Annotated in this window: 14 protein-coding genes and 1 pseudogene; 5 read left to right on the top strand and 10 right to left on the bottom strand. The window is 59.9% G+C overall.

The genetic code is table 11. From position 1 onward, the window contains the following. Positions 1-370: 370 nt before the first annotated feature. From C7476_RS21330 to C7476_RS28825, 4 genes and pseudogenes are all read left to right on the top strand, one after another. Positions 371-1,081, top strand: a complete 711-nt coding sequence (locus C7476_RS21330; RefSeq protein ID WP_114431911.1) for a ParA family protein — start codon at positions 371-373, stop codon at positions 1,079-1,081. Beyond that, positions 1,078-1,458 carry a hypothetical protein gene (locus tag C7476_RS28830; protein WP_245426456.1) on the top strand — a complete coding sequence of 127 codons (381 nt, stop codon included), beginning with the start codon at positions 1,078-1,080 and terminating at the stop codon, positions 1,456-1,458. The genes C7476_RS21330 and C7476_RS28830 overlap by 4 nt, the downstream gene beginning before the upstream one ends. Before the next feature lie 444 nt (positions 1,459-1,902). Next, positions 1,903-3,105 (top strand): DUF1173 domain-containing protein, encoded by a 1,203-nt coding sequence (locus tag C7476_RS21315; RefSeq protein ID WP_181872545.1) that lies wholly within the window; start codon positions 1,903-1,905, stop codon positions 3,103-3,105. A 14-nt stretch (positions 3,106-3,119) separates the two neighbouring features. Continuing rightward, positions 3,120-3,286 (top strand): annotated as a pseudogene (locus C7476_RS28825) (HU family DNA-binding protein); the annotation flags it as partial. 38 nt (positions 3,287-3,324) lie between these two features. Here C7476_RS28825 and C7476_RS21305 read toward each other — a convergent pair. The 5 genes from C7476_RS21305 to C7476_RS27900 form a co-directional block, all read right to left on the bottom strand. Further along, entirely contained in the window at positions 3,325-3,636 is a 312-nt protein-coding gene (locus C7476_RS21305; protein WP_114431863.1) for a DUF736 domain-containing protein, read from the bottom strand. A gap of 402 nt (positions 3,637-4,038) precedes the next feature. Beyond that, the gene (locus C7476_RS21300; protein WP_245426455.1) at positions 4,039-4,314 is read right to left on the bottom strand and encodes a hypothetical protein; all 276 of its coding nucleotides are present in this window, start codon (positions 4,312-4,314) and stop codon (positions 4,039-4,041) included. 44 nt (positions 4,315-4,358) lie between these two features. Next, a complete protein-coding gene (locus tag C7476_RS21295; protein ID WP_114431862.1) occupies positions 4,359-5,288 on the bottom strand; it encodes an ArdC family protein in 930 nt (309 codons plus the stop codon). Between the two features lie 293 nt (positions 5,289-5,581). Continuing rightward, positions 5,582-6,163, bottom strand: coding sequence for a hypothetical protein (locus C7476_RS21290; RefSeq protein ID WP_114431861.1), 582 nt, complete (start codon positions 6,161-6,163; stop codon positions 5,582-5,584). Then, on the bottom strand, positions 6,160-6,477 hold the full coding sequence (locus tag C7476_RS27900) for a hypothetical protein (protein ID WP_147274703.1): 318 nt from the start codon (positions 6,475-6,477) through the stop codon (positions 6,160-6,162). Before C7476_RS27900 ends, C7476_RS21290 begins: the two co-directional genes overlap by 4 nt. A gap of 70 nt (positions 6,478-6,547) precedes the next feature. Here C7476_RS27900 and C7476_RS21285 point away from each other — a divergent pair, with 70 nt between their 5' ends. Further along, a complete protein-coding gene (locus tag C7476_RS21285; RefSeq protein ID WP_147274702.1) occupies positions 6,548-6,757 on the top strand; it encodes a hypothetical protein in 210 nt (69 codons plus the stop codon). Here the strand turns inward: C7476_RS21285 and C7476_RS21280 are convergent. The 5 genes from C7476_RS21280 to C7476_RS21260 all read right to left on the bottom strand — a co-directional run bounded on the left by C7476_RS21280 (position 6,743) and on the right by C7476_RS21260 (position 11,929). Next, positions 6,743-7,135: a hypothetical protein gene (locus C7476_RS21280; RefSeq protein WP_147274701.1), complete on the bottom strand. Its 393-nt coding sequence runs from the start codon at positions 7,133-7,135 to the stop codon at positions 6,743-6,745. The two genes, C7476_RS21285 and C7476_RS21280, sit on opposite strands and share 15 nt — an antisense overlap. Then, positions 7,083-8,003, bottom strand: coding sequence for a DUF3991 and toprim domain-containing protein (locus C7476_RS21275; protein WP_114431908.1), 921 nt, complete (start codon positions 8,001-8,003; stop codon positions 7,083-7,085). Before C7476_RS21275 ends, C7476_RS21280 begins: the two co-directional genes overlap by 53 nt. A gap of 1,344 nt (positions 8,004-9,347) precedes the next feature. Next, positions 9,348-10,433 carry an extracellular catalytic domain type 1 short-chain-length polyhydroxyalkanoate depolymerase gene (locus C7476_RS21270; protein WP_114431858.1) on the bottom strand — a complete coding sequence of 362 codons (1,086 nt, stop codon included), beginning with the start codon at positions 10,431-10,433 and terminating at the stop codon, positions 9,348-9,350. Between the two features lie 547 nt (positions 10,434-10,980). After that, positions 10,981-11,580 carry a general stress protein gene (locus C7476_RS21265; RefSeq protein WP_114431857.1) on the bottom strand — a complete coding sequence of 200 codons (600 nt, stop codon included), beginning with the start codon at positions 11,578-11,580 and terminating at the stop codon, positions 10,981-10,983. A gap of 28 nt (positions 11,581-11,608) precedes the next feature. After that, complete coding sequence (locus C7476_RS21260) at positions 11,609-11,929, bottom strand: PepSY domain-containing protein (protein WP_114431856.1); 321 nt, start codon at positions 11,927-11,929, stop codon at positions 11,609-11,611. Positions 11,930-12,021: the final 92 nt, after the last annotated feature.

Raw genomic sequence — 12,021 nt, 5'->3', positions numbered from 1 at the left:
TTTTCAACCGGCAAACTTTCATCGCATGATATGAAAAGGGTTCGAACACTCCCTCAATGCACTGCCATCAAAGGCGCGCGATACTGGGCGCACTCCGTTCACCCGCGACATCAGATAACACAACACGCGTGACAAGCAATTGCTTTGTATCAATGTTGAGTGTGTCCCTACGACCAATCGCTACATTCGTAAAATTTAGAAACAGGATGGATTTGTGGGATGTGGAATATATTCCACACTCTAGTCTCGAGATCCATGCCTTCAGACCGCAATGAATTTGAATGAACATTTTGTGTTCATTTTTTGCTTGCATCGGCGGCTAGGTTCGAAGCACAATGTCCATCTCGAAGCAGGACGCGGAAACCATCGCATGACCCGAACCTACGCGGCAGTAAGCAATAAAGGCGGTGCTGGAAAAACGACGCTGGTGACGTTGCTTGGCGGTGAGTATGCCCTTCGTGGGGAGCGCGTTCTTTTGATCGACGCGGACAACCGGCAGAACCTGTCAGGCTGGTGGCGTCTCTGTGCCGAGAAGAACAATGTGCCTGACAATATCGAAGTCACTGTCGCGTCGACGCAAAGATCCATTGAACAGGCAATTGACAATCTCGGGCGCGGATTCGATCTCGTTATCATCGACGCCCCCGGGGTCGACAGTTCGCTTCAAACCACCATTATCCGCTCCGTTGAACTGGTGATCTCTCCGATCCAGCCGGCAATCAAGGAACTGGAAGCCGCGGGCCAGGCGGTCGCGGCCGTGAACGAGATCAACGACCGGTTCGGTCTCTTCATTGATCATATCAACGTCCGGACACGTATTTCCGTGCCGGCGCGCAATCTGGAAGCCTATCGCTATATCCGACCCTTTGTTGCGGGCATGGTCGAGGGCGACTATCGAACGCGACTGCTCACTACCGAGCTTTTCGAGCGGAATGTCTATCGGGAGATTCAAAACGGGCTTGGCACGTTGCAAATGCAGGAACTGACAGATCCGGTGCGAAAGGCAAGAATTGAGGTCCATGCGCTGGTCGACGAAATCGAGCAACATAGGAGCTCCGGGCGCGTAGAGGGAGCAGCATGAGAAAGGCAGGGCTTGAACTATCGGACCTGTCGATCGCGCCCCGTAAGGCGGAGCGGCAAACGGGGGTTGCGTCCAGCGCGGTCGCGTCCGTCACGCCTCCAGCGGCAGACAAAGTCGCCGCACAGATGTTGCCGAACCCGACTGAGACGCAACGTCGTGAAACGGCTGAGGCGCGCGCCATCGCGCAGGAGGATGCGCGCTACAGCCTCAAAAATCTAAAACGCTCCAAGCAGCGCAATGTCAAATTTTTCATCAACATTGCTCTCGATTACGAATTGAAGGCGCGGTTGCAGCGGGCCGCTGCAGAGAATGATCTCAAAATGACCGCTGTGGTGAAGGCAGCGCTCGACTATTACCTGACGGAGAATGGGTATTGAGGGCGCCCGATTATACCGGCGCCGGTCGATCCGGCGCTGGGATCGCACCCACGGCGGAAATCTGGAGCCTAGTCAGGGGCCATGTTCTCGAGCAAGGTGTCGAGTTCCGCGATCGCGGCGGCCAGTTCCGCCACGATCTGCCGCAGTTCTTCGATGTGGTGTTCGATCGTCATCTTCGTCTCCTTGACGTTTGTGAAAGATGGAACCGACGTGGCGCAAGGAGAATGACGGATCAAGGTTCGCGCCAGCGACCGGCGGAGCCAGCGCGCGGAGAAGCCGATTTTGTCGGAGCGAAGCGCAGGCAAAATTGGAGGGGCCGCGCGACCTTGAGGCGGCATTGACCTTGCGCCACACTCGCAGATCTCAGGACACAGGGATATTCTCTCGTGCGGCACCCTCCCGGACGGCGCGGCAGGCGAAAGATCGGTTGGAGGCGCAGGCACCGTGAGCAGACGCTATCGAATAGGCTTGGCCATCGTGGCAGAGGAGGATGCCGCCTTTGGTGCCATCCTTGCCGAAGCATATCGGGCCCGGCAAAGACCGCTCTGCCTTTGCTGCAAAAACGGTGCGGCGATGTATATCGCGCGCATAGGCGAGCAGTTTTTCGTCAAGCGTATGCCTCTATCGGGCTCTGACCACGACCCGCAGTGCCAATCCTATGAAGCGCCCTATGAGCTCTCAGGCCTTGGCCCACTGATCGGCGGAGCCATCCAGCTTGATCCGGAAAACGGCATGGCGGCGCTCAAACTGGATTTCTCCCTGTCGAAGCGTGGCGCGCTGAAGAGCACGGGTGGCGCAGCGCAAAATGAAGGGCCGGTCAAGAATGAGATCAGGAAGCTGTCGCTACGCGCGCTGCTGCATTATCTCTGGCATCAGGGAGGCTTGACCGAGTGGACAGCGCATTGGGCCGGCAAGCGCCACTGGTTTCAAGTTCGAAGCCATCTCATCGACGCGGCAGCGACGATGACTGTCAAAGGTGGGGCGCTGAAGGAACGCTTGTTCGTCCCGGAGAACTTTCGACTGGATGACAAGGCGGCTATCGAAAAAAGAAGGGCTCTTGCCCTTGCAGGTATTCGCGCGCCGGCGGCTGGGCCGACGAAACTCATGTTGCTGATAGGCGAGGTGAAGGAGTTTGCGTCAGCCCGCAGTGGCCAGAAGATCGTCGTCAAGCATATGCCGGGCTTTCCGTTGACGATTGAGGAGACCGCCTGGCGCCGGCTGCAGTCACGCTATGTTGCGGAGCTGGAACTTTGGCAGGCGAATGACACGTTCCATCTCGTCGTCATCGCGACGTTCGGCATGACGCAGTCAGGTCTTGCCAGCATCGACGAGATCGCCCTGATGTCGACAAGTGAACAATGGCTCCCGATCGAGAATGTCTACGAGCAACGACTGGTCGAACGCTTGTCACGGCTCAGTCTGAAAAGCGTCAAGGGCTTGCGGTTCAACTTGTCCTGCACCCAGCCAATTGCAGCGGCCACCCTTCCCCATGGTCGGCCGGCGCCGGCAGCGCTCTATATCGTGCCGCCGGATGCCGACGAAGAATTCGAGGCCGCGCTGGCGGATATGATCGCGGCGCGGGCCGATGTCGAACCCTGGATATGGCGTGTGGCCGAAGGTGAGATGCCTCCCTTTCCTATCGGGTAGCGTGATCGCGGCCCATCACCGAGGCAGCGATTGCCGGCAATGAAACGAGCCTTCCGGCTTCGGAAAGTTCAAGGTGAAGGACATGCCCAAGCGGGAGGCGCGCAATCCGGCGACACGGGCGACCATCAAGGTCGCCGCTGCCAGAAAGCTGGCGTTCACACCAGCCAAGGCGCTGAAGGATGAAAGCCCCGCTCGGATCGAGCGGGGCTTTGTTGTTATTCAGCGGCGGGTGTTGCGCGACCAGATGAGTTGCAGACCTTCCTGGCCCTGGACTTCAGTGAGCGTCGCGTAGATCGGGGCAGGAAAGCTCGGGTCGTCGAGCTTGACCGAGATGTAGTCACGCTCGGTTTCCCGGGCCTGTTTCTGCCAGCCTGCGCCGAACTCGACATTGCCGGCCAGGACCCGGAAGTCGGGAGCGTCTTCGGAGGTGCGTTCGACCCGGACGATCTTTGCCTTGACGTTGAGGTTGAGGGTCTTAATGGTGCCGGAAAAGCCGTTTTCCGAAGCGGTGAAAGAGCCGATGGTTGCCATTGTCTTGATCCTTTTCAGTTGCTCGGGCCGCGCCCATCGCGGCCTCGATGGCTGTCGATCAGACCGGGGGCGATCGGCCCGCACCTGAAAAGGCCGAAACGAAGTGGAGGACGGCCACGGGCCGAGGCTTTCTTGTTTCGCGAGGAATGGACGCGAACCGGGGCCCCGCATGACCTGTCATGTGGGGTGGTTGTGGCCAGGGGAAGAAAACGAGCCGGCCGTTGCGGATGCCGATCGAGCTGAACAGCGTGAGGCGGCCTTCGGTCAGACATGCCCCATCGAGACCGCAGGGGACGTGCCATGCCGACATTGAATGGATAGGAAATGGCGGGCAGCGGCATTACTCCGCCAACGACAATACCGTCCATCGATCCCCTACCCCTTGAAGCAAGCCGATCGACGTCACGAAAGCGCGACGCCTGCGAGTTTTCGGGCCGCAGCCGCCTGTTTGACAGTGCTGGCGATGGCCTTGAGAAAGGCAGGGCTGAAGCTGCCTATCGGCGTGGTCGTCTCAAAGTCGAATGCCTTGTCCAGTTGAAACCCGATTATACTCGTCGAGAATGATCCAGCAGGGAAAATCCAGCCCGGCGCCAACTCCTTGGCAAAGTAGGGGTCAAGGACCGCGAAGCGGCTTGCAAGCGGAGGGAGACCGCGCCGCCCCGCGGCCCCAAGGGGCACGCGACGATTTCCGCCGAAGTCGGCACACGGTGTTGAAACGATCGCTAGGCCGCATCCCGTCGTGGCACGGTCCGGGGATCATGAAGAAAAGCGACAGATCGCTGTGCCTGAGCCGCGGCCTGGACGATGAAGCGCTTGTCATTCTTCAGCACCGAGAGCCACGACGCGAGATAGCTTGCATGGTCGGGGCGCGGCTCCAGTTCCGGCACGATGCCGAGATCGGCGGCGAGGAACGCCGCGCCCAATTCGGCAATCAGTTCTTCGCGGGCGCGCTCCGTGCGATCCTTTGCATATCTAGACAGATCGCGGTTCAGCCGGTGGCTCGCTCCGGCCCAATGCACGCTTTCATGCGCCAGCGTTGCATAATAGCTCTCGATGTCTCGGAAGGTCTCAATCGGCGGCATCTGGATAATATCCGGGCCCGGCGCATAAAAAGCCTTGTCGCCGCCGTGGCGGACAATTGCACCGGTCTGCGCAAAGAAGACATCCGCATGTTCGATCCTGTCGATCCGTTGCGCAATTCCGCTGTCAGGCACGTCCGCGTATCGGTCACCGAGACCGTCGATCTGTTCAACGTTGAAAACGCTGTAAGCTTTCAAAAAAGGGATATCGCGCTCGATCTCATTTCCCGCCGCATCGGTCTCGGTTTTGCTGATGCGGTTTGCATAGACGACCATCGAGCTTGTCTCGCCCTTTCTGACGCAGGCTCCGAGTTCCTGCGCCTGACGAAACGTCATCCACGTCGACGAGGCATAGCCGCGTGCCATCGCTTCAGACCAAAGAAGCAGCACATTGATGCCCGAATACGGCTCGCCATTGTGGCGTAATGGCCGGGACACGCGGCCGGCGAGATGTCTGTTGTTCCAGGGCTGCACCCACGGCCGCACGCCCTGGTCCAATGCTGCAATCATCTTATCGGTGATGCGCGTATAGACGTCCACGCGCTGCTCGCTGGTTCTTTTTTCCTTCTTCATCGTTCTGTCCTCACTCTTGCAAACCGCGCCGATCGCGAATCGTCACGGCGGTCGTTGAAGCGGCGGCCGGAGGCGGCGCACCCGCTGAAAGACAGAATTGAATGTTGGAACCTTGGCGGACGGGCCGAAACGAAGTGGAGGACGGCTTGGCCGTTGCGACCGTCCATCTCCGGCGACGCTAGACCGCTCACCGGGACGAACCGTGATCGGCGCATGGCCTTCAAGACAAGAAGAGCCGGCGCGTAACGCGCCGGCTTCACCAGGACGAAGGAAGGGGGTTTCGCCCCTTCGGTTCAATCGAAGGCCGACATCTGCAGCGACGCGGCCTTCTGGTCGATCGATGGAGCCGCTACCGCCGAGCCAGCGCGTTCATAGGGCTTCCAGGCCTCGCCGGTGATGTCCTCATAGGCTGATACGGCGCCTTCGGCAGCCATGCGCAGCACGTGGGCCTGGAGGCCCATGTCGGCGGCGAATTCGCGTTTGCGCTGGGCGCGGCTGTCGAAGCCGACCGGGCCGTCGAGATCTTCGTTGCGATCGTCGTTGGAGAGCTTCATGGTCAGGTCACGCGCCTCGGTGACCGCCCGGCTGTAGAATTGCCCGGCGCCGTAGGCGGAGCCGACGAAGGAGCCGACGATGCGCTGCATGTGAATCTGCATGGCCCTTTCGGCGAGGCCCTCCTTCAGCGCTTCGGCGCTGCCGATGAGCTGGTTGCGGTGAAGCTCGCGGATGCCGTCGCTGTCGACGATGGCAAGGCCGAAGCTTTCGCAGATGCGGCTTGCCTGGGGCGCGTCGGGGCATGCAAGGCGGACCATTTCGAGTGTGGTGGGGCGTTGTGCGGCTTGGCGGGCCTTGGAGGAGCGGTTGAGCAATGTCATGATCGATGTCCTTGTGCGTGGTTGAGCAAAGCCCGGGTCTGCCGTTGTCCGGCACTATCCCTCGGGTGCGGTCGACACGAACCGGGCAAGCGGCCTGGCCCAAGGTCAGGGCGATGCGATCGAGCGGGGGTGGGGTTGCGGGGGATGCGGACCGCATCGCGGTCTGCAGCAAACGCGGCCCGCCCTTGCGAAGCGCGCGTCGATCCTGCCGCCACGCGGCGCGGCACGCGGCCTTTGACCAGGTCGTCGTCCGGTTCAGACCCCAGCACACCTGAGGACTGAGCCGGAAGCTGCTCGACGTCTTTGCCGGTCACCGGACGGCATCCTTCATGTCCGTCGCGGCGCGCGGCCGGTCCGCCGGCCCAGCCTTACGCGCAGGTCGAGATGTCAGTGCGGTTCGGCCGGCTCGTCCTGCACAAAATGCTTCACTCTCTTGGCAATCGCCGCCGCAACGCGTGGGGATCTTCGGAAGACAAATCGGCCCTGCACCAGCATGGTCTTGAGCCGACGGTTGCGACGGTCGTCGGCTTGCCTCTGCGCCGGCCTCAGCGCGTGGCCGGTCCTGGCGTGTCGAGCGCCTCATCGACCACATAGCGCCGTTGTTCGCCGGCCGGCGCGCAAAACCGGTCGATCGCCTGCCGCCGAGCACGGCGATGCATTCGACGAAAGCTGGATGTTGCTTGGACTGGATGGCCGGGACGACCACCGATCGGCGTTGACGCGGTCGAAGCGGCTGCGGTCCTTGACGCGGGACTGACCGGGCTGCAGAACCCGACCATGTCTTGCCTCCCAGGCCTCTGGGCAGACGGGCAGGAACTGGTCAGCGCCGATGGCGTCGCCGGCGATGCGGGCAACCAATCCGCTATAGGCCCCCCGTCTCGGGAGCGGCGTCACCGCCACCGACAGATCGATTTCATAATCAGCCCGGTGCGTAACGACATGGTGGTATATCGGTAGCGCGCAATGCTTCATTCCAATCTTCAGCCCACGGCGCGAGGCGCAACCAGTCGCAGCCGGCTTCATCGGCGATGCCGCGCAGGCGAGTGGCAAAGGTCTCTCCCTGGCTGTTGGCATCGGTGGCGGCGACGATCCGGGCACAGGGACGCGCGGCGAGCACGCGAACCGCCGCTTCCGTCGTCGGCGACCATCCCCCGCCGGTGCTGAGATAAAGACTACCGTCCCGCAACCCTTCGAAGGCGGCGAGGCTCATGGCGTCGATCGCAGCTTCCGTGACACACAGACGAAGTGCGCTGGCGGAGCCAAACCGAAACAGTACCTTCGACCCCCCGCTCGAGAAGCCACGCCAACCCGGACCGCGCTCCTCCCAACCGGTGACCATACCTTCATCGTCGACGTGGGCCGCCCACATGCTGCCGTATGGGCCTTCCCGCAGCATATTACGACGGATGGCTTCGCAGATGATGGCCTCCGGAAGGCGTCGTTCGGCGAGCAGATAGCGCCACGTCATCGACCCCCTAGATGGCTTGCGCCGATTATCCCACCGTTGCGGGATGGAACTGGTGGGCGCTGAACCGCGGGGCGGGCGGCGCCAGACCGGCTCTTTGGATATGACACCGACCAACGAGGCGACACGGTCAATGGCTGTAACGAAGGACACACCGTCAAGATGTTCGGCGAGACGGAAAACGTCGCCTTTCGCGTCGGACAGCGGATCGAACCAACCCCTCCCCTCGTGAATGACGATAATGATTTCCGCCCCGCGCCGGTATTTCACCGCCTTGCGGGTGCTCTCCCTCATATCGACAGCAAAGTCGGCCTGCTCCAGCACGACGGCGCACGAGACGCGGTCGCGCAGTTCTTCCAGTTCTTGTCTCTCCATGCTTCTACCGGCGCTCTCGCGTCCGCCTTTCTTTACAGATTTCTCTTTTCCCGCAGTTTGCGGCACGGTTTCCGGCGGCCCGCGAAGAGCAAAGGCGGCAAGGGCGCGGCTGACAAGCTGCAGATCTGCATCTTGTGCCAATCGGCCGCTCCAGCCGCGGCGAAGCTTCCCTTGCCGCCTGCCGCTCGCAAGCGGCACCCGAAAAGGAAAATGCCGGCTCAATGAGCCGGCCAGGGATCGAATTCGTAGACGATCTTCAGATCGTCTTCATGGTCGCGTTCGCGACGCGGAAGGATGCCGAACTCTTCGCCGGATCTGAACAGCGGGACCGGAACTATAAGAGTGCGGGCGGGTTGGAACGCGTGGTTCTGCGCAAGCCAAGATGGTTATTCCTGCAAGGATCGGCGCCAATTTCATCAAGCTCGGCAAGTTCGGCGATGCCAAATCTTATCCATCCCGATTCAGCGTTGCGGTGCATCTCATGGCCACGCCTCGCCCTTCTGCATAGAGCTCTGTGCAGTATCGCACACAGCCGGAACAATGGCGCCGCGAGACGGTTTAGGTTTCGTCGGAGTAAAGCCTCTCCTGACAGAGGCTCGTCGCAATTAGCCCACCCGTAGCGGCGGGCCTCACCTTTTTACGAGCCAATGAGCGGAGACTGGAGAATGACGACCATTTCAGCTGATATGTTTTCCGCTAGTGGGATTATGTATGCATTAGCCGCCATTGCCGTCATGGTTATGGTTTGTTTATTTTTTATAGTCCGGCACCGGATGCGATAATATGAGGGTATGATCGCGTTCCCGCACTCCCCCCTTGGCACAGAGTCTACAAAATCCTGTCGGCCTGCTAAAAACCAACCACCGATCGCACGACAGCGGCAATAGCGTCCATGATGCATTCATCATTCGTGCTGGCCAGAGTCGGATATGTTTCCTGCGTGAAGGCAATGTTGTTCCCTCAGCAGAGGCTTTGCCTTGGGTCCAACCGGCAGACAAGCAACTTCCGCAGCTTCACGTCAGGCCAGACAGGCTCCGCCGCCGGTGATTGCGTTCCGGACCGCGGGCTTTGGTTGTGACGCTATCAAGACACGTACTGGCCGGGGCCCGCGTCGTGCCTCACCGATCAATGGAACGTTGCTCTGGTTGGTTGGTTATTGGCATGCTGGTTAGTCCTTCGCATGCTGGTTAGTCCTTCGACCAGCGGAGACTCGGCGTCAACGGTCTCTTCAGTTCCATGGTGCCGGGTCTCACATTTCCCGCATTGGATGCGGGTGCGGTCTCAAAAACGCAGCGCATCGTTGGCGCCAACTGGAGGGACTTCTGTTCGATCGTTCACCTGGTATTATTTGATCAGACCTGCTGCCCGCAGAGCCTTTTCGATCACCATGCCAACAGAACGGCTGCCGTTCTCCTCAACAAGAGTTTTTTGCGGCGCTGGCGCATACGGAACGACTTCCTGGTTCTCGGCGTCTTCTCGGATAAGCTCCCATGATTGGGCGATATGCCATGTCGATGAAATGCCGACATCCAGCATAAAGGGCCGGGCGGTACCAGCGCTTGTGCCTCCTGTGGCCTTGATTGGAGTGCCGTGTCCCATCCCCCTAATGGCATAGGCTTTTATGACAGCGACACCGTCAGCATTGCGCCATCTGCGCACTGTATGTCCATCGACAGTGGTCGTGGTCGGGTCTCTTTCGATCTCATGCAGGCAATGCCATTGAGCGATAATGGCTTCCATGTTCATCGGATCGACTGTCATGTCAGCTGTTCCATGCCAGATGGAAAGGGACGGCCAGGGCCCTTTGTAATCGGACGCACGGCGAACGAGATCTGCAAGTACCTCACTCTCCTGCAGCCCGTGCCCGCGCATTCGATCGAACGCTTCAGGGATGTTTGTGGCCGTGGCATAGGGGAGGCCAGCGATGATTGCACCGCCTTTGAACAGCTCAGGGTATGTTGCCAACATTGCGCCGGTCATTGCGCCGCCGGCCGATAGGCCCGTTATGAAGGTTCTCGTTCGGTCCAGAGAATACCTTGTCAACATGGTTGACACCATCTGGCTGATCGACAGGACCTCTCCATGCCCGCGTGTGGTGTCCGCGGTGGCAAACCAGTTAAAACACAGGTTCGGGTTGTTGGAGCGCTGCTGTTCGGGATAAAGCACGGCGAATCCGTGCTTTTTGGCAAGTTGAGACCATCCGGAGCCGATGTCGTATTCCGCCGCCGTTTGCGTGCAGCCGTGCAGCACGACCACCAAAGGCGCATCGGCCGGCAAGCCGCCCGGAAGGTAGAGCCAAGCACGAAGGTTGCCGGGATTGGAGCCAAAATCCTGCAGTGGATTGAGAACGGCGCTGGTAGCCGCGTGCAACGGGTCGGCAAGTGTGTTTCTGGCGTTGAGTCTTTTTATCGTGTCGGCAATGTTCCGCATCGTGTTACCTTTCAGACAACGTCCACAATTCCCTCCCAAAAGAGATAATGCTGCAACTGCGAAATCGTTGCTGCACTGCACAAATTAAACTTTTAATGAACAACCGCAAGCTGTTGGCGGCCACAACGCCATCACGAGCGCTAACATGCGCATTGCGCGTTTTTGGCCCAATTTAATGCCACTGGAAACAGGCAAATTGCAGCTTGGCGATCCAATTTTGAACCCCGGCCGTGGTGACGCGTCTCCTCCCCACCCCGACGGCCTGTAGCGCCCGGCATCCCTCCCCGAGGGGAGCGAGAAAAGCGAGAAGTCTTTGGTAACAGTACGGGAGTTCGGCATAGTTCCTGCCTGGATACGCAACTGTTCCCACTTATATCCATTGCTAGCCGCTCTGACGCCTCTGGTGCGCCTAAGGACCGCGCATGTGCCCTCCACACCATTTATGCGTTCGGTTTTTCGTGTTGGTGTGTGATCAACGACGCCCTCTCAAAGCGCCTCGAGGAGCTTAGAGAGCGCAAAAGCGCTCCCTTTTGCTTGCGATCGCATTTTAAGCCATCGGACGGTAGTCTCGGGCTCGCTCCCGCTCCCGCACCAGTTCTTCTTCGGTGAAATCAGCGCTGGTTTCGTCAAAACCCTGCCAACCTTCCTCGCGATACATGGCGCGTCGTGTATTGAGATCCACGGGAGCACTGGCATCGATGACGGAACGGGCAATATCGACCTGGTCATCGTCCACTCGCGCAGACACCAGCGTGCCGCCGCGCCGGACGCCTTCTGCATAAACGTGAGCGTCGTTTTCATCGACGCCTGCCCGCGTCATGGAGCCGATGATGCCGCCGGCAGCACCGCCGGCGACAGCGCCAGCAACCGCTCCGGTCGCGGTAGCGACAAGCCAGCCCGCGGCAACAACGGGACCGACACCCGGGATGGCCAACATGCCAAGGCCCGCCAGGAGCCCGCCTGCGCCGCCGACGACGGCGCCGACACCGGCCCCGGTTGCAGCACCCTCGCCTGCCTTGGATTCATCAGTTGTGCCACTGCGGCTGACGATGCTGATATTGGACGATGCAATCCCTGCGTCCTCAAGCGCGTTGACAGCGGTTTTGGCGTCTTCGTGATTGTCGTATAGTCCTGTGACAGTTTGCATGGTTCCTCCTGGTTAGTTGCTGAAAAAGCTATTTGGTGGCTTCGACAATATTGCCTTGGAAATCGAGTTTTACCTCGACAGACTTGCCGTCTTTCATCGCCGTGCCAGTCCAAATGCCATCTTCACCCTTCATCAAAGAGCCGACATCAGAATAGCCCCTGGCCTCGATGCGTTCCTTGGCCTGGCCCTCGGTGAAACTGTTGGCCCCTGCAACTGGGGCTGCCGGATTTTTTGTCTCTGGAGTCGCGACCGCAGGCGTTTGCGGATCAGTTGCAGGCTTTGCTGCATCCTGGGCATGGGCCGCAGACAGGATCGACAGAGCGCCGAGCGCGATTGCTATAGGTTTCATGGTGCCTCCTTGTGTGACCGATGATCGATCAGTGGAGTGACAACCCCCCGCTAGTGCCAATGTTCCCGCAGGATGCGCAGTTCGCTCCGAAT

The organism is Phyllobacterium bourgognense, from assembly GCF_003337575.1.
In the GTDB taxonomy this organism is placed as follows: Bacteria; Pseudomonadota; Alphaproteobacteria; order Rhizobiales; family Rhizobiaceae; genus Phyllobacterium; species Phyllobacterium bourgognense.
This window is presented reverse-complemented; position numbering and strand designations above follow the sequence as displayed.